Below are 22282 nucleotides of genomic sequence, written 5' to 3'. Positions count from 1 at the left end.
CAGCAACGCATATACGCTTGTAGTTAAGCATTTTTACAAATAATTAAGGCCGGATAACAAACTGTTGTCCGGCTTTTTTGTTTATGATAATTATAGTAAGATAATTATTATGACAAATGCAGGTATCAAAGTAGCCATTGTATACCAGGCCCACCCGGCGCCGGCGGTAAAGGGCATTCTTAAACCCACTAAGCCCGGCGGATACGCTGATAGCGGTGCTGATATTGCCTATGCACTGAAAATTCAGCAGATCAACGTCATCACGCCAGCACCAAACCCCTACGTAGATAAAGATACCGACTGGGTGTTCCCCGATACTGAGCATGGCATTGCACATGCCATAGAAAAAGGCGCCAACTGCATCTGGCTCAATACAGTGCTCTATGCTGATCATCCTATCGCCACCTTCCTGAATAGAGGCATTCAGGTAGTAGGGCAGCACCCTGTTCTCAGTGGTATGTACGACGATAAATGGCTCACCGCGGAGCTACTGAAAGATAATGAGCTGCCAGTACCGCCGGCTGAACTACTGAGCTATGAAGCATTTACCGCCGGCACAAAAAAGGTCCATTTTCCCATAGTGGCCAAACCTATCCGCGGCCGCGGCAGCGAAGGCGTAGCCCTTATCAGAAATAAACAGGAATACCACGCAGTAATAACAGATATGTTCCAGACAGACCGCTACGGCACTACCATCTATCTGGAGAAATATCTTCCCGGAGAAGAGGTAACCATCACCGTTATGCCTCCCGGCGAGTACCAAATCCATGGAAAAAAAGAAAAAAAGGAATTACCCTGGTGCCTTCCTGCAGTGAAGCGATTTAACCATCATAATGGCATTGCGCCTTATAATGGTACAGTAGCCGTGATCCATAACAGTGCTGTACTTAATGATAACGAAGAGGCCAGCATGGCTATTCAGCAGCTGTATCAACAATGCGCGCAGGCCGGAAAGCTGGTAGGCATGAAAGCACCTATCCGTATCGATTGCCGCGCAGACGAAAACGGTAACTACTTCCTCTTCGATCTAAACATGAAACCCAATATGACTGGGCCTTCACGGCTACACCGCCATGATCAGGACAGCCTGACCGCACTCGCAGCACGCAAAATAGGTTGGGATTACCCTTCTTTATTGGAAAATATATTAGCCCAACACTGGGGACTTTGATTTTCAAGAGATTTTACTACCTTTGCATCATTATGTGATAATTACTCCCACACATATATAGCGCAATGCTTATTTACAGGCCAATCCCGGTCCTGTTCTCTCATAATATATATTTCTTAATCAAAAATTTACTGACATGAAACTCACATGCCTTACCCAGGACTTTCACGCTATTTCCCATCTCACAACTTTCCAACAATGTTTATCAATATCCAAAATATCTCTTATCAGACGCCAGCACATAAACTGTTATTTGAAAACGTCGGTTTTACCGTAAAAAAGTATGACAAAACCGCCATTGTTGGTAACAATGGAACGGGCAAAAGTACCCTGCTCAAAATAATTGCTGGCAGGGAAAAAGACTATACAGGACAAGTATTGGTAAATGGATCGCTGTATTATGTACCGCAGCACTATGGCCATTTTAACCATACTACTGTGGCGGAAGCCCTTTCCCTCGCGCCGGTATTGGAAGCCCTGCACGCTGTTGGCGAAGGCTCCACAGAACAGCAACATTATGATCTCCTGGAAAATAACTGGGATATTGAAGCCCGCTATCAGGAAGCTTTCAACAAATGGGGCATTCCTGAAGTAACGCCCGACCAGCCACTATCGCAGCTGAGCGGCGGCATGAAAACAAAACTCTTCCTCTCCGGAATAGACATCTTCCAACCTGAAATCGTATTGCTGGATGAACCCACCAATCACCTGGACCATCAGACCAGACAGGTATTGCATCAATGGCTGGAAGAAACCACCTGCACCGTGTTGCTGGTAAGTCACGACAGGCAGCTGCTTCGGCATTGTGATCCTATTCTGGAGCTAACGCCTTCAGGTATCAATACCTATGGTGGTAATTATGATTTCTATGAGTCGCAAAAGGAAAATGAATTGGCGGCACAGGAACATAAGCTGGATTACCACGAAAAGGCCTTAAAGGAGGCTAAAAAGAAGCAACAGGAGGCGCATGAACGTAAGCAACGCGCCGATGCGCAAGCGCGTAAAAATGCGTCTAAAAGCAGCGATCCTAAGATTTTGCTGAATGGCCGTAAAATGGCGGCAGAAGTAAGTGGCGGAAAAATGAAGCAGATTCACGACGAAAAAGTCAGTGAGCTGCGAAGCGCTCTCCAGGACGCCGCTGCCATGACGCATATCCAGCAAATGATGAAAGGTTATTTCGCCGATTCCTCCTTCCCTAATGGAAAAGTATTGTGGCAGGCAAATGACATCAACTTTTCCTTTGATGGTGTGAATAACGTGTGGCCATCACCGTTAACGTTCACTATTCGTAGTGGCAACAGGCTTGCCATCACCGGCCCTAATGGCAGTGGTAAGTCTACGCTGATGCGGATATTATCCGGAGAAATAACTCCTACCAGCGGCTTCATGGAAAGTGCTAAATGCACCACGCTGATGCTGGATCAGGATTATAGCCTCATCGACCGCAGCAAAACCATACTGGAACAGGCACTCGCCTTTAATGAAAGGCGACTCGAAGAAGCAGTGGTTCATACCACCCTTGCCAACTTCCTCTTTAAACCAGATAGCTGGGCAAAGCCTTGCTCCGTACTAAGCGGAGGTGAAATGCTCCGACTGGCTTTATGTAGTATGATTCTGCAAAATAAAGCACCGGATATCATCTTTCTGGACGAACCGGTAAACAACCTTGATCTGGCAAATATCCAGATGTTAGGAAAAATCTTTGCTGGCTATAAAGGCACGCTACTGGTCATCTCACATGATACCGAATTCATCAAAGATGCAGAAGTAACCACAGAACTTCGCGTGGCCTAACTTTACAGATGCTGACCGGCATTGCCTGGTCAGCATCTACCCTCCTTCTATTTCACAGAAAAAGGTATTTTCTTTCCATCAATATCTACAAGAAAAAATTGTTGTTTATCAATGAAAAGCCCCTGATGATGCCCTTCATGCTGATCTACGTCTACCCCAATGACTTTCCCGTTATAACGATTTACTATAGTCGTATCCGTTATAGTATGTCCTACAATAATGTGTTTACAATTGTATTGCTGTAGGGTACTATCAACCGTCGTTTCAGGGGTTGGTTTATCATTGAAATAACCTCTGAACCAAAACGGTGAGGTAGCTGTAAAAAATACCTGAGCAGCTTCAGGGATCTGCTTACGAGGAGTACCCAACCAAGGCCTTACGGCGTCATTTATTTGTGTGAGCGATAATTGCTTTGTCAGAATTTCCGGCGACATGCCTCCATGCATTACCAGTAAATCTCCAATCTTCTCTATTACATTTTTACTACGTAACCATCGTCCCAGCTCTGTTTCAGTACCAAACAACTGTTTGAGATCTTTCTGCATCAGCCAGGCATGCTTGAAATAACGGGCATCAGTATATCGGAAATCACCTGCCATCTGCATCACATCATGGTTGCCGAGGATAACATGTACCTGGCCGCCAGCCGCTGTGGCTTTATCTTCCAGCGTATATAATAACCAAATCCACGGCAGTACTTTGGTACCTCTATCGAATAAATCGCCGGCAATTACCAAGTGGCCCTTGCCAAATGTCCAGTTATATTTATCATCGATAATGCCGCCGGCTATGAGCAGTTTACGTCCTGCATCAAATTCTCCTTCAATATCAGAGAGGATGAACAGCTTTTCAGGCGCTGCGGTTGTATTATCAGGAATGGTGATTTTCGATTTGATGTGGATTTCAAACCCTTCACACTGGAGGGCCGGAATATCGTGCACCGGATAATTTTTAGTTTTAGCTGAAGTAAGATCTTCGTGCTGAAAGATCGTTTTAACGACAGCGCTATCACCTTCATAAAACACATAGGGGCCATCTGTCTGCTCCTGGGCTGCTGCAAATAGTGGTAACATAACAAAAGTCAATGCTAATTTGAGGATCTGCATGGTGTATAATTAATGAAAAACAGGTTTTGTCTAAATAAAGACGATTGTGGAGTATGGAAAGATAGGTTATTATAAAGAAAAAACCGCCTGCAATTTGCAGACGGCTTTTTGTCATGGGATCTATTATACAGCTACTTGTCGTTCCTGGACTTTAGGTGCGGGCTTTTTCTTCTTACCTTTCCCCCACCAGATGATGAATCCAGTTACTGGCAGTGTGGCCCCTATCAGCGATGCAAAAAAAGCGATTACTTTTCCTGGCAGGCCGAGGATACTCCCCACATGTATATCGAAATTCATTCGCCGGAGTTTCCCTCCAAAATCAGCTTCTTCATAGGTCTTATTATCTTCTGCATCTCCTTTAATTTCCTGTAAGGTTTGCTGGTCAAAATAATAACGTTGAAGATTATAATACTGGCCCTTACTTGGATAAACAATCACCAATATACTGGATCCTGCTTTTGCCGTATCGGGAAGGCCTATATAAAATCCTTTGGACTGCGGATGCTTTGCTGCTACCTGATTCCAGGCGATATCAATTTTTTGTTCTAACGTATAGGGTAATTTACCCGCCTGCAATGAATCAGATACTGCCTCTTTAAATGGCGGCAGCGTGCGTCCTCCAGTGGTTACCCAATAAGTGCCTTTGCTCCACCATTCCAGCCCGTAGACCATTCCTGTAGTGCCAATGGCAAACAAGACCAGTAAAGCATAGAAACCGAAGACATTGTGCAGGTCATAGTTTACACGCTTGGTACTAGCCCCCCATTTGATTTTAAAACTCTGCTGACGCGTATTCTTATTCCACTTTTTGGGCCACCAGAGTACTAATCCGCTGATAAGCGTTATCACAAAAATCAGGGTGCTGTAATTGATGATAGGGCGCCCGATTTTATAAGGCAACCATAGAAACCGGTGTCCATTGAGCACCCATCTGAAGAAGTTGACATCACCGGGTTTACGCGTTACTTTAGAAATGATCGATTTCGTATAGGGATTAACTTTAAGAGTAGAACCTCCACGGCGCCCACCGATATTCAGTTCCACGGCCTTTCCTTCTTTGTATACGATAGATCCCACTTGTTTACCGGGATAAGCATTATCTGCTGCAGTCATCATAGCAGAAGGAGGAGCCACCGCTATTTCTTGTACAGGCACATTGCTTTCGGGTTCCATCCAGGCCGTAATTTCTTCATTAAAAACCCAGATGCAGCCAGTGATGCAAATGATCATCACAATAATGCCAGAGAATAATCCCAGCCAGAGATGCAGCCAGGCAGATATTCGATAGAACAGCGACCGGGAATTTTTCTTCCCGGCCGGTTTGTTTTTATTTGATTGCATGCCTACTTTTTAATATTCCATTTTCGTGATAGCAGTAATTTTTCCACCTTCAATCACCAAACCTGGCGTAACAGTGGCCGCAGCGATATCGATGCTGTACACCCGGCTACCGGTGGCAGTATTCAGGCCGATATAGGCCGTCTTTCCATCAACAGATGTGGTGTTATTATTGTAAGAAGCAGAGGTACTTTGTATTTCTTCCGGCGCACCTTTTATCCACGCAAAAGACTTCTCTTTAACATCTACCAGCGCCATTTTACGATTGCCGGTAAGTGCATTTTTATCTCCATACATCAACAATAAAAATTTATTATTTCCCAGATATGTTTGATTGGAAATATGATGTCCGCCAGATGCCTCCTGCACATTGAAAAAATAACGCTGATCAAATTCTGTTGTACCTTTCAGAATACGTACAAAAGCAGAAGGTTTTGTAGAAACAGGCACGCTGTTAAGTGTAGCTGCCGCTGGTGAAAACCCATATATATCACCACTTTCCGTCACTGCCAATCCGTTATTAAAATAAGCGCCGATATAACTGGTACGGTTATCCTTAATTACTTTTTCTAGTTTCATATCCGGGTAAGAAAACACCGCTACCCAGGTGCTATCAGGGAAAGAGGTACCGAAAGCATCTCCACAGCAGCCCTTGATACTCATGTAGGGTGCAAATACTTTATTATCTACTTGCGTTGCCCAGGTGAAATGCGCGCGTTCTCCGTTGGCAGCCAGTTTCACAATATCGATAGTACCATTACCTACAATCTTCGATTGCAAAGCATCGATCCTATAAAAGCTCGCCACCTCCGTACCACTTCTGGGAATTTTAATCAACAACAATTCATCATTCACTTTGGTAAATGCTTGCACTGTTTCTGTCTGAAAGTCGGAAGTCTTTACCAGCTGGCCTTTCGTATCAAGTCTATACGTAGTTACAGCACCAGGATTTCCCTGTCCATATAATAAACTAAAGAATCTTCCTTTGTGGGTCATATAGTAACGATAGGAGCCGTCTTGCTCTATACCGTTGCCAGCAGTGCTGATCGTGCCATTGTCCAGCTGATCAGCAGTGAGCAAATAATCTGCAATACCAGTAGTTCCTATAGGCGTTGCCGTTATAACATACCTGGTTCTTCCCTGAGATTCACCTCCTGTATATCCTCCATCCGCCGATAAATCATCTTTATCACAGCCAGTTGCAAAAACAGCCACAGTGGCGGCCAACAGGAATAATTTATTAAATTTTATCATTATTTGCGTAGTTAATTATTGAGATTATTTACTGATGAAGTATCTGAACTTAGCATAGAATGCACGACCTGGCTTTTGTAAAGTGAAGTTGTCATACAAGCGGTTATCCACGAGGTTCTTGCATTCCAGGGCGATGTTATACTTACCGTTAGCCAGACTATATACCATATTAACATCCTGACAGAACTGGCGGGGAATGGTCAGTTTCTGGCTTCCCTGGCTAGGCCAGGAGAGGTAATAGGCATGCACATACAGGAAGTTATAACCCAGTGTCAGGCTATTTCCTTTCCTAATTACATTATGGAAGAACAGCGATGCATCGGCATTCCCAAAGAGATAAGGCATATTAGGAATTCTGTCGCGGTAGAGCGGACTTTCCACCTTTTGTCCATCCTCGAACCTGGTATTGTTTCGCAGGTTTTGGTAGGTCATGTTAATGCCAGCGGTGAAAAAGCGTTTATAACTGTAGCGGATTTCTCCATCTATACCCAGGTTGGTAACATCGGCCAGATTGCCGTTAGTTTGCTTTGTCTGGTTGGGATTAAGCAGCGGTCTGATAAAATCTTTTGCATCACGGTAAATCAGGTTAGCATCAATACTAAAGCGATGGTCTTCATTGAGCTTGGTCTGGAAACTTGTGCCAAGATTATAGTTATTGCTGCTTTCCGGCTTCAGGTCAGGGTTTCCTTCGAGGTTGAGTAGGTCACCAAAGAGTTCCTCTGTATCAGGAAGGCGGTAGCTTTTTTCGTAGGAAGCCTTTACTTGTAAGTTAGGTAATATGAAATAGGTAGAGGCAATACCATAGCCCATTTTGTTAAATGTATTCTCCAGATTTCTGTAGGCAACATCCCCCCAGCTCCCACTGGGATTAAAACTTTGAGAAAATTTATTCGTCTGTTTATAATTCTTTACAAAAACAGAAGTATTCCATTTTTCACTGTAATCATACTTATAACCCAAGCCCAGTATGTTTTTAAAGACTTTCTTAGGCTGATCGTACTTGGTATCATTAGGAAATAATTCATCGCTTCCCGTACGATTAAAGGTGGTATATACATCATTCAGTATAAATGAATGATGATCATTCAGCTTATAACTCAAATTGGCAGTACCAATTCCATTGTGGTTTTTAAACTTATACATGGAACGTTCTCTTTCTGCGGTTCCATTCGGCACCCATTGTTTCAGCCAGTTGTAACGACGGCCAACGGTATCAATATTTTGTTCCGTGCCAAGATTATAATTACCTGTCAGACTAAAATCAAGTCCTGGTACAAATAGATTTTTTACCTGGTATTTAAGACTGGGCATTACTGTAGTACCGCGTCTGTGCCAGTTTCCGAATACGCTTACCATTCTGGCGCCGGTTTGTATTTCAGCATAATTCTGGCCAAGGGTCATGCCTACCAATAATTTATCTGCATACTTCTTTCCAACAACACCGATGTTTGCAATAACTGTTTCGTTATGGTAAGTATCATGAAAACGTTTCACCCATTGCTTCGGATAATATTCACCAGTGTTGATGTCAGCAACGTTTACCCGTACCCGATAGTTATTGTCAGAATAATTCTGGAAAGCGTTTAACTGAAGTGTAAATCCGGAAGCGGCGGTATAGCCGGCATTAACATTAGCCCGATGAGTATTAAACGAGCCATAGGAATAAGACGCATCTACGTAGCTACGCTTCGCGTTACTGGTAACAATATTAATGGCGCCGCCCAGTGCGTCTGATCCCAGCCAGATGGGCACTACGCCTTTGTATACTTCTACTCTTTCCGCGAGATTAATAGGAATATTATTCAGTTGAAAAGAAGACCCGAAATTATCCATAGGAACCCCATCCAGGAAGAATTTCACCTGACGGCCAGTGAAACCATTCAGGGAAAAGTTCATGCGGGAACCCAGCCCACCATCTTCGCGCACACGCACACCTGAAACGCGGTCCAAAGCATGAGACAAATCTAATGTAGAGTTATAGAGCTTCTTCGCATCAATGGCTGTAACATTAAAAGCTTGCTTGTTTACTTCCTGTGTGGCTGTTCTGCCTAACACAGAAACGGTGGCGATATCATTCACTGCTCGTTCCAGGACAATATTAATGGTGATTGTCTGTCCAGGGATAGCAGTAATTTCAAGCGTTTTCTTTTTGTAGCCAATCAGGGAGATGATAAGCGTTCTTTTACCAGGTCTTACAGGAGAAATTCTAAAGTAACCTTTTTCATCGGTGATAGTTTTGATAGTATGATCATGTAAAGAAATGGAACCACCAGCGAGCGGGATGCCATCGGCATCTTTCAGCAACCCGGCTACAGTGGCTTCCATAGAAGCCTGCGCAAAAACGCAGGTGGTTAGGGATAGAAGGATAATAATCGTCAGCAATAGTTTTCTACAGTACATTATATATTTCCGTTTAAGTGGTATCAGTGCATGGAAGTAGCGTTCCGAACTATAGATAGTTAAGGCTTAAAAGTCGCTACAGTAAAAGAATATAGATTTCTTATCGACGATGCAAAATTAGGCTTGCGATGATGCAAATGTTTTCGAAATCGGGAAAAATAAAAACAAAAAATAATTCCTTATCCGAATAAATATAATTAGGTATGCATACAAATAATAAAAGTATGGAGATGAATAAAATCCATCTCCATATCATTAGAAAAAATATTTTTCGTATATACTTAATATCGTGTTTCTTTTTCCTGGTGTCTGTCTTTTGTGGATTTATCTTCAGACATCCCTGCTTTCCAATAGGAATAGGCATATAGCTCTTCGCGTCGCCAGTTTAGTTCCTTTCTTATGAAACTACGTATATGCTTTACCGTAGAAAACTCTGCGGCAACATATCCAAATCTGGATATATCAGGTAACTTTTCCTTTTTCAAATGATAAAACAACTCACTCCCTACTTGTGGTGTAGGATTATGTAACCAGGTAAATCGTATATCCGCTTGTGTTACTAAGGTTTGTTCATCTTCAACGCTATTTACCTCCAGCAAACAAATACCTTTTGCGGTTGGTGGCAGGTCTTCCAGGATAGCGGCAATTACTGGCAACCCACTCGCATCAGCGACCAGTACGTAATTTTCGGCTGGCGTATATAGAACTGATTTTTCGTTATGCATTAAAACTCCTAACACATCTCCCGTCTGCGCTCTGATCGCCCATCCCGACGCCGGGCTGGAACTACCATGTAGCGCAAAATCAATCCATATTTCATTGCGTTCTAGATCAATTCCTCTGTGTGTATAGGTACGTATTACTGGCCTGACATCTTCCGGAGGATGAATCCATTCCATTTTACCATAATCAAAACTCGGGAAGCATATTTTATTGAGTCCTTGTGGAGGGATAAGAATTTTGTTATTCACACCTACCGTTGGGCCAACGAATTGCGACATATTATCTCCGGTTAGAAAAACGCGCATGTAGTTGGGTGTAACCAATGTTTTACGGGTAACTGTCAATGTAGCCTGAATAGATTTATTTTTCACGTCACTCATAACAACCTCCTTTATTTTTATTTCTCTGGTAGTCTTGTGCGTACAAAGGAAGCAAATACCAACGCCAATCAATTACCATTATCGGAATAAAAAATACGCAATAGGGAATTAATTATAAAATGCAGACCTTTGAGGTAACCCAGCCAATCATGGCTGACATCATATGTCGATATATATTATTTGTGCATTTAACAACTGTTAATATTCGGTCTATGAATTTATATCACGAAAGAGCAGTTATTGAAACCCTTATTGCTACGCAATTACAAGCCCTCCATGAGAAAGATGTAAATGCAGCGGTAGAAAACTACCACACCGATGTTGTAGTCTTTGATGTAGTGGGGCCTTTATCTCAAACAGGTGTTTCCGCAATAAAAACCAGACTTACTGAATGGCTATCAGGATTTGAAGATGTAACAGTTGTGTCTGCCAAACTGGTGGTAGAAGCAGGTGAGCATCATGCTTTTAGCAATGGCTTTAATCATGTGATGGCCAAGATGATCAATGGCAATACGTTGGATATGTTTTGGCGAGAAACACTATGCTGGCAGAAGGTATTAGGCGAGTGGAAAATTATGACAGCTCATAGTTCGGTACCATTTGATGTTACAACGGGTATGGCTAGTACGGGTTTAAAGCCATGAAATCATAAAATAAAAAATGCCATCAATAGTGATTGATGGCATTTTTATTACTGTTTTATTGCGGCCTTGAAACTGCTGAAGTTTCCGGCTGCTATATTAGTTTGTCCGAATCCGCATGGAAGAAGTACGGTCGTTGAAGGTGCTGGTATTTTTAAGGCAACTGGCGTCGGCAGTTAATACCAGGGAGTCTCCACTGAAGTTATCGTTATCGTATAAGGTAACGGTAACGCCTGTAGGAATTTTAAGCGATGAAGCGTCGTTGTCTGCAGCGCCGGCAGCCACTAAATTCGCGGTGGTGTAATTACCTGGTGCAAAAGAAGCAGACCAGCCACCATAGCTACAATTCTGATACATCTGAACGATTGGGTTGTTGACAGGCCCGCCGCCAGGATCAGCTTCCGCATAGGTGGACGCGATTTTGATGCCTTGTACATAATTGGTGATGTCAGCAGGATCACCGCCATAAACGCCAAATTTAGGATCACAATAGTCAGCATCTAATGTGCGTCCATAATAGCGCTGCGTGCCATTTACCAGGGTTTGTTTAACACCATTGTACCAGAATTCGATGAATCCGATGGAGGAGTCTCTGGATACTTTCAGATGCATGACCATGGAGTTCCAAACACCGGAAGACAGTGGCGTATTCCATACTTCGGTGCCGATTTTCCCGGGAGCATAGTGCATCAGGTGGAAAACATTGCTGGAGTTGGTACTTAAAACGATCGGATAGTTTTGCAACATGGGTTGCGTAGATCCGAAAGCTTTCCATTGGAATACCGCGTTGGTATTCTGGTTGGCGGGGATTATCAGCTTGGAACGCCAGCCGATGTAGATGTCGTCGCCTTCTGCGGCCTGGAAATTTTTAGCGCCATGGCCTTCTGTACGATGGCTTCCAGCAGGTTTGTAGAATTTCCACACCTGGCCGTAAACAGCGTCTGTGTCAACGGTAATAGTACCATTGCCTTCAAAGTTTAGGACTTTCCATACGTTGGCTGCTCCTAAGGCAGCATCTCCATTAAAGAGGAGCGATTCGGTGTGTGCTTTGTTACCAGTTTGTTCGTTACGGTTTGCGGGGTTGTTGTCTTTGGTGCAGTGAGTGAACCCCGTGAGGCATGACACTCCCAGCAGGCATGACCAGATTGCCTGATTGATTTTCATAATGGAATTGTGGATTTTGGGTGAACAATTATTCTGTTATCCAAACTAATCAATCGATTGCAATAAAGTAGATAGCGCATTATCTTTTCATGATAGTTTTTTGCTGATACAACGGGAAAGGCTATATGATTTTTTATAATGAAGTAGAGATAATATATAGGGTTATTGATTATCAATCATCTTTAAAAAAATTAAAAAATAAATTCACCTGCGCAAAAAGACTGCGGACTTGTGCTTGCATCTTTGTAATGTCAACAGCAAATAGTTGAGTAAGCAATAAGCATCCATTGTTAATCTTTTTAAAATCGGTGTCGTAGAAGAGGAGTTCTTCGTTCCAAGGTGGAGTTGCAGGTAACCAGACCTGCCCTGTGAAGGTGGTCAAAATTAAGACGCCACAGTAAGTGCCTCTTCGATTCATTACCCGGTTTACTTTTTAAAATGCAGGTGTCGTAGAGATGAAATACTTCGCTACCATAAATCAGGGAGGAATAGTGTAACAGCTATCCGGTTCGACTCCGGCATAAGCAAGCCCGTTAATTTTGTTTCGCCCTTTACCCTGTGTTTTAAAAGTCTGTTTAAAAAGCCTGCGCTGATAGTGCAGGCTTTTGTTATTCAAAGAAAACGATAGAGACATCAAAGATTTAGTAAGCGTAGAACAGAATGGATTTTGACCATTCATTAGCAGGAGCAGAAGTAGGACTTGAGCCAAGAAAATGTTCTCTTCCTGTTGTAAAATGATAAAACTGGTATATCGGTACAGTTCCAGCTTGCTGTGTACTATAAGCATACCATTTTATGCCGTCCAGGTTCCAATAGTTGTAGTCATTGGATGTTGACAATGAATATTGATTATCTCCTGTAGTTGGGGCATAAAAATGATAAACGGGAACGGTACCAGGCGCCTGTTGTTTATAAGCATAAAAATATGGTCCTCTATATTGCCAATTAGGATCACTGTCAAGACGTCGATCGAGTTCAAAAATATGTTTATTGTTACCTGCGTTGTAATAGGCATAGACAGGCACTTTATCATAAGCAAGGTTTACCTGGTTGTTTTGCAGGTATTGAGTGATATAGTTCATTACTTCTGCTTTTTTGTTGGCATCTGTAATAAACTCATATAATGGTATCAAACCTTTGGGGGCAATATCAATCAGCACTGAGTTAGCAGGAGTACAGCTATTCTGCCACTGCGCGAAATTTACTTGCGGCGCATTTTGGTCTAGGTTGATCTGGCCAACCAAACCTTTAGATGGATCACCACCACGAGTTTTATAAATCAATTTCCGCGAATAGTTCTGACTTGCATTTGACACATCTGTAGAGGTAGCCACATTTATGTTAAATATAGAACCCACTGCCACTCTTACTCCACCACTCGCCGCAGAACTACCATTGCGGCTGTTTGTTTCCGCCTGGTACATGATATCCATTTTTGCACCTGTGTATAAATCAACCAGTACATGCGTTCCATAATTGCTTATCAGTTGTGCAGCGGTCATAGTTTGTACTGCAGATTTAAATCCTGCTGTCAGGTATGAAGCAAGAAATTCCTTTGTGGCATTAAGTCTAACGCGTTTTTGCTTTACCAGCAAATTGTAACTACCGTAAATGTATTTTGCATTAAAAGCATCTGCTCCATTGTAATTATATGAAATAGTCGCTTTGAAGATTGAGTAAGCTCCAGTGGCCTCCACTTTCGTGGAAATCCGTTTAGAATACTGATAGGCGTTTTCGCCGTAATCTTCTACATATTCCTGTGAGGGTGCAGATTCGAGTAAAATACTTGATAAGCTTTCGTTTTCTAGTTTTGTAATGTCCAATACGGGAAAAGTAGCCGAAGCTGCGTTAGCAAACTGCCCTGTAGCATCGTAGCCATAGCCGAGTAAATCGTATTTTCCATCTCCTGCTGTTTCTGTTTTTGCTACCGTCCGTGTGGGAGAAAGCGAATCCTGTGTGTTTTGTTGTTTAGCACAACCAAAGAAGATTGCCATAGACAGCAACATAGGGCTCCATTGGAGCGATCGTTTAGTTAACATGGTATTTTGGGTTTGGGTTTATTATATCTGCAACAATGGTTGCATGATTATTTTGAGTTGCTACAATTTGGGTTATAACAGAATTTTGGTTTTAGTACTATCGACTTTACTTCTCCCAAGTATACAATAACATTATTGATTATTCAAAAATACTAGTGCGTATCTTATCTTGTTTAACAACATAATCTAGTCAACTTTTCGATTTGATATATTTATCTACAGGAAACCTTCCTGCACTGGCCTCAAACACCTCTTTCTGTGATTTGCCCGATAGTGATACTTTAAGCCCATCGGTTGGCCCAAAGCCTATTTCAGTGGCAGCTGTATTGACTAACTTATCAAAAACAGTATCACAGAATTCATCCAGAGGTGCACCATGATTTTGTCCAGTCCCTGCTAAGGAGGTCTGTACTGCCGGTGGTATTAATTCTACCACACGGCCTCCTGCTTCTTGCAGCGAATGACGCAGTACCATGGTGTAACTATGTAACGCAGCTTTACATGCACTGTAGACAGGCGCGAATACCTGCGGAATATAAGCTCCACCAGAGGTCACATTCACGATCGTAGCTGCTTTTCCGTTAGTTAGTAATTGTGGGATCAACAGATGATTTAAGTGAATAGGCGCAGCGAGTAATATATCAATTTCCTGCTGCCGCTCTTGCCAGGGGGCTTTATCACTGGCTAGTGCTATCCTTCGCTGAATGCCGGCATTATTGATAAGCATGGTTATACCAGGCATTACCTCCTGCACATGTTTAGCTAACAGCTCTCTTTGTTCACTGCTTCCAATATCATTAACATAAATTTCCAGTCCAGGATATTTCTCCACAGCGGCTTTAAGTTTTGCTGCATTACGCCCTGTGATCATCACACGACTGCCAGCTTGCAAAAACCTGGAGGCAAGCCCTAATCCAATACCTTCACTACCGCCGGTGATTAAGATTTGAGATGAGGTTAAGTCCATGAGATATTGAGTGCTAATTTGATAGAGGATTTTCAAGAACCGTGCATCTTAAATGCAGCAGATCAAACTACCAGAAATATACGATAATTAACTCTCAACTGTGATTTCCTGGATATTACCGGCTGCATCCGTAATTAATACCAGCACATAATTGGTAAAATCCTTGCCAAATGTATAATCAAAGATGGCAAAAAAGTTAGCATTATTAGGATAAAGTCCTACCCTTGCCAGCTTTAATTTTGCTATTAATTGCAGATTCAAATCATCCGCCGTAGGGTCTACATTCAGGGCATCCTGCATCTCTTCCAGGGCTTCCTCTTTATGAAAATCTAAATAAAATTTCAACGCATTTTCCTCATCCGCTTCATCGTAGTATTCATCAATGAATTGACGATTCTTAACTGCATGCTCTTCCAGGTTTTTAAGGAATATATTGAGATAAGACGCCCCTCGCTCCGTTAATCCCTGTTGATTTAAATTAAGATCCATTCCTATATTATTTCCTCCTACAAGTACATCCTGTTTCCTGATATCATCACCGGTAAAGTGTCCAAAATATGGAAGTTCAATTGGGTCCATGTTGGCGATTTTAGTTTTTTGTTGAGATGGTTAGCAACTGCACAAAGCATTTCAAACGAAGATATATTCACTAAACGCAGTGTATATACGTAGTGCAAGCTTCATCTTTAATTAGAGCAGAATTATGATTGGGTAACAATTATGCAGCGCCAAATAGTATACGGGAATCAACAAAGTGACAATTAAAACGAAAGCACTGGTATGTCAAATGGGAACCAATGCTTTCGTTTCTTATAGTTCTGATAACAGGGCTCGAACCTGTGTCCACCCGGTTAAGAGCCGGGAGCTCTGCCACTGAGCTATATCAGAAACCTTCTTTAATTATTTAATTCAACTCCGGATTTAATGGATTAACATTTTTGCCGGAATAGTATTTATTCTTCTTTAATATCGTTGCTAAAAACGGGCAACCAACAGAAACGCCATAGACCAGCTCCGGCGTCGGTTTGAATGCAACGGTCTTACTTTCACGAGGTGCTATCCAACCAGATTTTTCTGGATCTAAACCAGCCTTTTTACACATATCGACAACCATTTCTCTGGTGCATATAGCCGTTTGATTAAAGACTTCCCATGGTAAAGGCAATTGATTCCATACATTGGTATTAGGGTCAAGATTTCCGCCACTCACTTTATGATAGAAAGCCAAATCAGCAGCAATTAATCGCAATACTTTACCAAAACAGACCTCATCTAATATAGCTTCCATATCCAATGCGTAAAGCAGGCCAATCCAATTATCGCGGGCCTTGTTCCATGTATTGGCGGTATTATTCCAGGTGGTGGAATCATTACCACGTTTAACCACCATTGACTGTCGCTCAAAATCATTCGACTCCCAAAGCTCCTGTAAAAATACTGCAACCTCTTGCAGGATCGCCGTCCACTTCCCTAGTAATTTCCCTTTCTGTTGTTCAGTCAGATGCTGGAGTACTCCCTGGGAAGCAAACACGCAAGAGATTTCATACCATTGAGTTTCAGCAGGTTTATTTTCACAACGCCGAAGCAACATCGCTGCAATATCATCGAATGGTTTTTGTTGTCCTTCAATGGTAAACTCACTACGCAAATTTCCACGGGCAACGATATACGCAATAAAACAAGCGGTATTTAAATCCTGTCCAAAAGCTTCATATGTAATTTCATTTGTCAATCCATGCTTCCCGATGCCCTGGAACTTCAATTTCGTTTGCTCACGGACGATGACTGCCAGCTTTGCTTCCAATCGCTTTAGCAGCCGCCATTTTTTATTATAATTCCTTTTGGAAAGATCTAAGCCTTGTTCAACTCTTTGCGTCTTATTGAGTCTATCATGTCTGAAATCATTGCTACCAGGCACCTTCTGAATTATCGGCGAAACCTGCTGAATGAATTTTTCTATATGGATTGGATTATCATAATCACCTGGAGATGATTTGAGCACAAAGATTTCTTCTGCTTTTCTTATCTGTTTCATTGCACCTACCGCAAATGAAAAATATTCACTCATCGAAGTATACTGATGTTGCAGCCTTTTCAAAGACCTCGACGCAGCCTTATCAAGTAAAGTCCTTTCTGATTTACTGAGATCTGCCGACATCAACTCAAATATCATCTGCGCCACGTCTTCAGGACGTTTGCGTTGTTCGAGTGTTTGATATAATTCCAACAGGCCAGACATAGCAATCAGATTGCAACAAATAAAAGAACAATCTATTAAAATAAAAAATATCTATCTATCAACCTTCGTCAGACACACATAATGTTACATGCCTCATCTCTCAAAAGGCCTATCAGGTCTGTATTTGATACGTTGGTCATCTTGAACATACCACAAACAAAAACAGCTACCACAAATGTGATAGCTGTCAATTTTCTTTCCCAGTGGATAAAAAGGGATATTCTTCTGTGGAGCCGACGGGAATCGAACCCGTGTCCAAACATACTCGTCGAAAGGCTTCTACATGCTTATTTATGCATTGGTTTGTCGGAACTCGGCAGGGGCATAACTAACCGACCTCGTCCTTATCCGTTTGCGCTTCAGTGCTCACTCACAGAAACCATGAGCACCTATCCCTATGGGTTTGATGATTCAGCGGCGGGAGTCGCATAAGGCGACAACTCCAGGCGGCTATAATGGATGTCTAATCTCTGATTAGGCAGCCATGGCGTAGTTAGATTCGCCATTTAAAGTTTGAATATTCAGATTTACGTGCTAATTATCCAACGCACGACATGCTTACACTTTCAAAGACCTATGCTGTCAAAACCAGGCGGCCCCGGATTGAACCACAAATATACAACAATTTACACATAAAAAAAAGCATATGGCTGATTTCCAACCATATGCTTCTTCTTTTTTATTTTAAAAGTTATTTACCGAAGAAATGACGCCAGATATCCAGCCCATTAGCCAGTAACAAGAGGCCAAGTAATATAACCATACCCACAATCTGTGCATATTCCAGGAATTTCTCCCCTGGCTTACGACCTGTCACAATCTCATAAATAAGGAACAATACGTGACCGCCATCCAATGCCGGGATAGGCAGAATATTCATTACTGCCAGTATGATCGACAAGAACGCTGTCAGATCCCAGAAGTCCAGCCAATTCCACTCTTCAGGGAACAACTGTGCAATACTTCCAAATCCACCCAATGATTCCGTCATCTTCACATCCTTGGAAACAAAGAGCAATCTTAACTGGAGAATATAAGAATTGATCTTGTCAATACCCATATGCACACCAGCAGGAATAGCCTGGAAGAATGTATAATGAATCGTAGTTTCTTCTAACGGAGACTTGGCCTGAACCATCAGCAAACCAGTAGAATCCAATGCAGGATGCAGTTGTACAGTATCTTTTCCACGCACAACATCCAGTGTGATCGTCTGCGATTTATACTTTTTGATCTCCGTCATGAAATGCTCAAAAGTGCTGGCATCTGCTCCATTTACACGCAGCATCTGATCACCAGCCTTAATACCAGCCTTCTCTCCTGCTCCTTTTTTGACTTTTTCCACCACGTAAGGCAAGCTGTCTGGCAAGCGCACATCCATAAAGATGCGTTTTGCTTTCAGTTCACTCATCACCTTTCCGATGAAACCTTCAGGAATAGCGACATTCACTACCTGTCCGTTTCTATCTACCTGAATGGTTTTGGAAGAATGAAGGATCATATAGCCCGGAATCTTCGCAAATTCCTTTACTTCCTTATTATCCAGCGACAGGATTTTATCTCCATCCTGCAGGCCAATACTCTTACCCAGTGAATCTACCTGGATGCCCCAGGTAAGATTTTTGGTAGGAAGATATTTATAACCATGTGTCCAGAGGATCATGAAGTAGATAAAGAAGGCCAGCAAGATGTTCACTGTAACACCGCCAATCATGATGATAAGACGCTGCCATGCTGGTTTAGCCCTGAATTCCCAGGGTTGAGGAGGTTTTGCCATCTGCTCTTTGTCCATGCTTTCATCGATCATACCGGATATTTTCACATATCCGCCCAACGGAAGCCAGCCGATACCATATTCTGTTTCTCCTTTCTTTATTTTAAAAAGAGAAAACCAGGGATCGAAGAACAGGTAAAACTTTTCTACCCTTGTTTTGAAGAGTTTGGCCGGGATAAAATGCCCTAACTCATGCAATACTACCAGTATAGAGAGCGACAGTATTAACTGTCCGCCTTTTATCAAAATAAGATCTAAGCTCATTTAATTGTTGCTGCTTTTATTCTGCCTGTTAATATATCAGATATTCCAGATATTCAAGCAAAATATGTTGTTAATTTTTGGCTGTGATTATATTACAATAGAATTGATTAGGGAACCCGCGTGTTCGCGCGCTGCAGCATCACATTCGTAATAATCGTTCAGTGTTGGCTTCTCAATGAACGGTACTTTAGCCATCGTTTCCTCAATCACTTCGGTCATTTGCAAAAATCCGATTCTATTTCTCAGGAACGCATTTACTACTTCTTCGTTAGCGGCATTCATTACGCAGGCAGCATTACCTCCTCTATACATGGCCTCCATAGCGATGGCCAGGTTTCTGAAGGTTTTGGTATCCGGTTGTTCGAATGTAAGCTGCGGATAGTTACGGAAGTTAAACCGCGGGAAGTCGTTTGGCAAACGATCAGGGAAACCTAATGCATACTGGATAGGCAGTTTCATATCCGGTAATCCCATCTGAGCTTTCAGGGAGCCATCTACAAATTGCACCATGGAGTGAATGATAGACTGCGGGTGTATCACCACTTCAATATCTTCTGCTTTCAGACCAAATAACCATTTTGCTTCGATCATTTCCAAACCTTTGTTCATGAGCGTGGCAGAATCGATGGTGATTTTAGCGCCCATGCTCCAGTTAGGATGCTGAAGGGCGTGGTCTTTCTTCACATTTATGAGGAAATTAGGTTTCTTACCGAGGAAAGGTCCGCCGGATGCTGTCAGGATAACCTTTTCCAGTTTGGAAAGTGGCTCTCCGAGCAGACATTGGAATATAGCAGAATGTTCAGAATCTACCGGAATGATAGGTACATTTTTACGGGCTGCAGTAGCCATTACAATATCACCAGCACATACCAATGTCTCCTTGTTAGCCAATGCCACAGGGATGCCTTGTTCGATAGCTGCCATGGTAGGTGCCAAACCAGCGAATCCCATGATTGCGGCCAGCATCATATCGATACTGCCCCAGGAAGCCACTTCCACCATGGATTTAGCGCCTGCAAAGACTTTTATGCCTTTGTCGAACAGCACGTCCTTAACCTGTTTGTATTTCTCTTCATTACCGATAACAACAGCATTAGGCTTGAATTTGAGCGCCTGCTCGATCAGTAATTCAGCATTATTTTGTGCGGTAAGCACTTCCACGCTAAACCTGTCGGGATGTGCCGCTATCACATCCAGTGCCTGAATGCCAATAGATCCTGTGGACCCGAAGATGGCAATTTTTCGTTTATTCATTACGGTGATTTACTTTTTTTTCTGGTCAACAAAAACGAACGAACAGCTGCGGGCATTTCATGTACCCGCAGCTGTGATATAACTAAATTTCTCTTACTATTATTGTAAATACTGCGTCAGCTCATCAGCCAGTTTCCTGTCGTTACTGAGTCGTGGTACCTTATTCTGTCCTCCCAGCTTGCCTATAGCTTTCATGTAGTCGATAAAGCCATTTTTGCGTACCGCTCTGATTTTCAGGGGTTGTAAAATATTTCCTGTTAGGAGGTCATCATAATATATATTCTTCTGCCTCATATTCTCATCGACTTTCCTAGCAAATGCTTCCAGGTTTGCCGGCATATTTTCAAACTCCACAAACCATTCGTGATAAGGCAGGCCTTCGTTTGACTGGACTCTAGGTGCTACAGTAAATTCGGTAATATGTACATTTTCTTCCTGGGCAGCCTTCATCAGGCTGTATTCCACTTCTTCTCCAATTACATGCTCGCCGAAGGCGGAAATAAAATGTTTGATACGACCAGTAACCAGCAATTTGAAAGGATTCAGGGAGATGAATTTCACCGTATCCCCTAGATTATATCCCCATAAGCCGGCGTTGTTATTAATAATCAAGGCGTAATTTACGCCAAGCTGAACATCTTTGAGCGACAGTCGCGTAGGATTTTCATTAAAGATTTCCTGCGCCGGAACAAATTCATAGAAGATGCCCGAGTTCGTATTCAGCAGTAATCCTTCCTGTTCCTGGGAATCCTGGAAGGCAAAGAAGCCTTCTGAGGCCGGGAATGTTTCCACAGTATGGATAGGCGCACCGATAGAAGCCATCAGTTTGGCCCTGTACGGTTCAAAGTTTACGCCACCATACACCATCACATCAAAATTTTTAAATATTTCTTTTATTCTTTTTCCGTTGGTACGTTCGATCAGTCGGTCGAAGTACATCTGTACCCAAGGTGGAATACCACTGATCAGGGTCATATCCTGGTTAATGGTTTCTTCAACGATCTTGTCCAGCTTCGTTTCCCAGTCATCTATACAATTGGTTTCGTAGGACGGGAGCTGGTTGGTACGGAGATAACGGGGAATATGGTGATTCACGATACCACTGAGGCGACCAGTAGGAATACCACCTACCCTTTCCAGTTCAGGGGAACCAGAGAGGAAGATCATTTTTCCATCGGCAAAGTTGGTATTGCCGGTTTCACCCATATAGTTGAGCAGCGCGTTACGGGCTGTATCTATATGATTGGAAATAGAATCTTTGGTAATGGGAATATATTTCACTCCGCTGGTAGTGCCGGAAGTTTTGGCCAGATAAATAGGCTGTCCTCTCCAGAGTACATTTTGTTTTCCCTGCTTGATTCTGTCTATATACGGTCTGTATTGTTCATAATCACGGATTGGAACTGCCTTTTTAAATTCATCGTAGCTATTAACTTCATTTAATTTGTGCTCTGTTCCGAACTCTGTTTTTCTGCCTATCTTGATCAGCTCCTCCAGGATAGCCTCCTGGTCTTCCACCGCCCTGAGCATTTCCTTCCTGATTTTGCTGTGGACAATGGAAGCAAATGGTTTGGCCAGCAGTGATTTAAACTTCATGCCAAAATATTTTATGATTGAGAGATGAGTGCCGGAGAGAATAGTATTTTGTATTTCCGACCCTGATATCTATTTATATTATTGTGTAAACGACAAATGTATATAAAATTGCGTTGCGTTGTACAGATAAAAAGAGATGCGCAGAAAATGTTAAATAAATTTAAAATTCAGGAAAGTA

At 42.5% G+C, this 22282-nt stretch carries 16 protein-coding genes, 1 tRNA gene and 1 other RNA gene; 3 read left to right on the top strand and 15 right to left on the bottom strand.

What is annotated here, in order from left to right; genetic code table 11:
- The first annotated feature begins 109 nt into the window (after nt 1–109).
- Nucleotides 110–1171: an ATP-grasp domain-containing protein gene (locus ACE38W_RS04790; RefSeq protein ID WP_375829122.1), complete on the top strand. Its 1062-nt coding sequence runs from the start codon at nt 110–112 to the stop codon at nt 1169–1171.
- A gap of 198 nt (nt 1172–1369) precedes the next feature.
- A complete protein-coding gene (locus ACE38W_RS04785) occupies nt 1370–2965 on the top strand; it encodes an ABC-F family ATP-binding cassette domain-containing protein (protein ID WP_375829119.1) in 1596 nt (531 codons plus the stop codon).
- A gap of 47 nt (nt 2966–3012) precedes the next feature.
- Here ACE38W_RS04785 and ACE38W_RS04780 read toward each other — a convergent pair whose 3' ends face one another.
- The 5 genes from ACE38W_RS04780 to ACE38W_RS04760 form a co-directional block, all read right to left on the bottom strand.
- Nucleotides 3013–4071, bottom strand: coding sequence for a metallophosphoesterase (locus ACE38W_RS04780; RefSeq protein WP_375829117.1), 1059 nt, complete (start codon nt 4069–4071; stop codon nt 3013–3015).
- A 123-nt stretch (nt 4072–4194) separates the two neighbouring features.
- Complete coding sequence (locus ACE38W_RS04775) at nt 4195–5412, bottom strand: PepSY-associated TM helix domain-containing protein (RefSeq protein ID WP_375829116.1); 1218 nt, start codon at nt 5410–5412, stop codon at nt 4195–4197.
- Nucleotides 5413–5421: 9 nt separating this feature from the next.
- Nucleotides 5422–6663 (bottom strand): DUF4374 domain-containing protein, encoded by a 1242-nt coding sequence (locus ACE38W_RS04770; protein ID WP_375829115.1) that lies wholly within the window; start codon nt 6661–6663, stop codon nt 5422–5424.
- Nucleotides 6664–6687: 24 nt separating this feature from the next.
- Nucleotides 6688–9063, bottom strand: a complete 2376-nt coding sequence (locus tag ACE38W_RS04765) for a TonB-dependent receptor (protein ID WP_375829114.1) — start codon at nt 9061–9063, stop codon at nt 6688–6690.
- Nucleotides 9064–9344: 281 nt separating this feature from the next.
- Nucleotides 9345–10166 (bottom strand): siderophore-interacting protein, encoded by an 822-nt coding sequence (locus tag ACE38W_RS04760; protein ID WP_375829113.1) that lies wholly within the window; start codon nt 10164–10166, stop codon nt 9345–9347.
- 212 nt (nt 10167–10378) lie between these two features.
- Here ACE38W_RS04760 and ACE38W_RS04755 point away from each other — a divergent pair, with 212 nt between their 5' ends.
- Entirely contained in the window at nt 10379–10810 is a 432-nt protein-coding gene (locus ACE38W_RS04755) for a YybH family protein (RefSeq protein ID WP_375829111.1), read from the top strand.
- A 96-nt stretch (nt 10811–10906) separates the two neighbouring features.
- Here ACE38W_RS04755 and ACE38W_RS04750 read toward each other — a convergent pair whose 3' ends face one another.
- From ACE38W_RS04750 to ACE38W_RS04705, 10 genes are all read right to left on the bottom strand, one after another.
- A complete protein-coding gene (locus ACE38W_RS04750) occupies nt 10907–11971 on the bottom strand; it encodes a heparin lyase I family protein (RefSeq protein WP_375829109.1) in 1065 nt (354 codons plus the stop codon).
- Between the two features lie 641 nt (nt 11972–12612).
- Nucleotides 12613–14010, bottom strand: a complete 1398-nt coding sequence (locus tag ACE38W_RS04745) for an MAC/perforin domain-containing protein (RefSeq protein WP_375829108.1) — start codon at nt 14008–14010, stop codon at nt 12613–12615.
- Nucleotides 14011–14200: 190 nt separating this feature from the next.
- Nucleotides 14201–14977 carry an SDR family oxidoreductase gene (locus ACE38W_RS04740; RefSeq protein ID WP_375829107.1) on the bottom strand — a complete coding sequence of 259 codons (777 nt, stop codon included), beginning with the start codon at nt 14975–14977 and terminating at the stop codon, nt 14201–14203.
- 87 nt (nt 14978–15064) lie between these two features.
- Nucleotides 15065–15556: a DUF2004 domain-containing protein gene (locus ACE38W_RS04735; protein ID WP_375829105.1), complete on the bottom strand. Its 492-nt coding sequence runs from the start codon at nt 15554–15556 to the stop codon at nt 15065–15067.
- A 237-nt stretch (nt 15557–15793) separates the two neighbouring features.
- Nucleotides 15794–15865, bottom strand: a tRNA-Lys gene (locus ACE38W_RS04730).
- Between the two features lie 16 nt (nt 15866–15881).
- Nucleotides 15882–17216, bottom strand: coding sequence for a hypothetical protein (locus ACE38W_RS04725; protein WP_375829104.1), 1335 nt, complete (start codon nt 17214–17216; stop codon nt 15882–15884).
- Nucleotides 17217–17441: 225 nt separating this feature from the next.
- Nucleotides 17442–17816, bottom strand: a transfer-messenger RNA (tmRNA) gene (ssrA, locus tag ACE38W_RS04720).
- A 91-nt stretch (nt 17817–17907) separates the two neighbouring features.
- Nucleotides 17908–19254, bottom strand: coding sequence for an RIP metalloprotease RseP (rseP, locus tag ACE38W_RS04715; protein WP_375829103.1), 1347 nt, complete (start codon nt 19252–19254; stop codon nt 17908–17910).
- An 87-nt stretch (nt 19255–19341) separates the two neighbouring features.
- The gene (locus ACE38W_RS04710; RefSeq protein ID WP_375829102.1) at nt 19342–20508 is read right to left on the bottom strand and encodes a 1-deoxy-D-xylulose-5-phosphate reductoisomerase; all 1167 of its coding nucleotides are present in this window, start codon (nt 20506–20508) and stop codon (nt 19342–19344) included.
- A gap of 99 nt (nt 20509–20607) precedes the next feature.
- Complete coding sequence (locus ACE38W_RS04705; protein ID WP_375829100.1) at nt 20608–22104, bottom strand: GH3 auxin-responsive promoter family protein; 1497 nt, start codon at nt 22102–22104, stop codon at nt 20608–20610.
- Nucleotides 22105–22282: the final 178 nt, after the last annotated feature.

The organism is Chitinophaga sp. Hz27 (assembly GCF_042263525.1).
In the GTDB taxonomy this organism is placed as follows: domain Bacteria; phylum Bacteroidota; class Bacteroidia; order Chitinophagales; family Chitinophagaceae; genus Chitinophaga.
This window is presented reverse-complemented; position numbering and strand designations above follow the sequence as displayed.

Excerpts from the sequence above, each read along its gene's own strand:
- ACE38W_RS04790 (WP_375829122.1), top strand. The coding sequence starts at position 110 with ATGACAAATGCAGGTATCAAAGTAGCCATTGTATACCAGGCCCACCCG.
- ACE38W_RS04785 (WP_375829119.1), top strand. The coding sequence starts at position 1,370 with ATGTTTATCAATATCCAAAATATCTCTTATCAGACGCCAGCACATAAA.
- ACE38W_RS04780 (WP_375829117.1), bottom strand. The coding sequence starts at position 4,071 with ATGCAGATCCTCAAATTAGCATTGACTTTTGTTATGTTACCACTATTT.
- ACE38W_RS04775 (WP_375829116.1), bottom strand. The coding sequence starts at position 5,412 with ATGCAATCAAATAAAAACAAACCGGCCGGGAAGAAAAATTCCCGGTCG.
- ACE38W_RS04770 (WP_375829115.1), bottom strand. The coding sequence starts at position 6,663 with ATGATAAAATTTAATAAATTATTCCTGTTGGCCGCCACTGTGGCTGTT.
- ACE38W_RS04765 (WP_375829114.1), bottom strand. The coding sequence starts at position 9,063 with ATGTACTGTAGAAAACTATTGCTGACGATTATTATCCTTCTATCCCTA.
- ACE38W_RS04760 (WP_375829113.1), bottom strand. The coding sequence starts at position 10,166 with ATGAGTGACGTGAAAAATAAATCTATTCAGGCTACATTGACAGTTACC.
- ACE38W_RS04755 (WP_375829111.1), top strand. The coding sequence starts at position 10,379 with ATGAATTTATATCACGAAAGAGCAGTTATTGAAACCCTTATTGCTACG.
- ACE38W_RS04750 (WP_375829109.1), bottom strand. The coding sequence starts at position 11,971 with ATGAAAATCAATCAGGCAATCTGGTCATGCCTGCTGGGAGTGTCATGC.
- ACE38W_RS04745 (WP_375829108.1), bottom strand. The coding sequence starts at position 14,010 with ATGTTAACTAAACGATCGCTCCAATGGAGCCCTATGTTGCTGTCTATG.
- ACE38W_RS04740 (WP_375829107.1), bottom strand. The coding sequence starts at position 14,977 with ATGGACTTAACCTCATCTCAAATCTTAATCACCGGCGGTAGTGAAGGT.
- ACE38W_RS04735 (WP_375829105.1), bottom strand. The coding sequence starts at position 15,556 with ATGGACCCAATTGAACTTCCATATTTTGGACACTTTACCGGTGATGAT.
- ACE38W_RS04725 (WP_375829104.1), bottom strand. The coding sequence starts at position 17,216 with ATGTCTGGCCTGTTGGAATTATATCAAACACTCGAACAACGCAAACGT.
- rseP (WP_375829103.1), bottom strand. The coding sequence starts at position 19,254 with ATGAGCTTAGATCTTATTTTGATAAAAGGCGGACAGTTAATACTGTCG.
- ACE38W_RS04710 (WP_375829102.1), bottom strand. The coding sequence starts at position 20,508 with ATGAATAAACGAAAAATTGCCATCTTCGGGTCCACAGGATCTATTGGC.
- ACE38W_RS04705 (WP_375829100.1), bottom strand. The coding sequence starts at position 22,104 with ATGAAGTTTAAATCACTGCTGGCCAAACCATTTGCTTCCATTGTCCAC.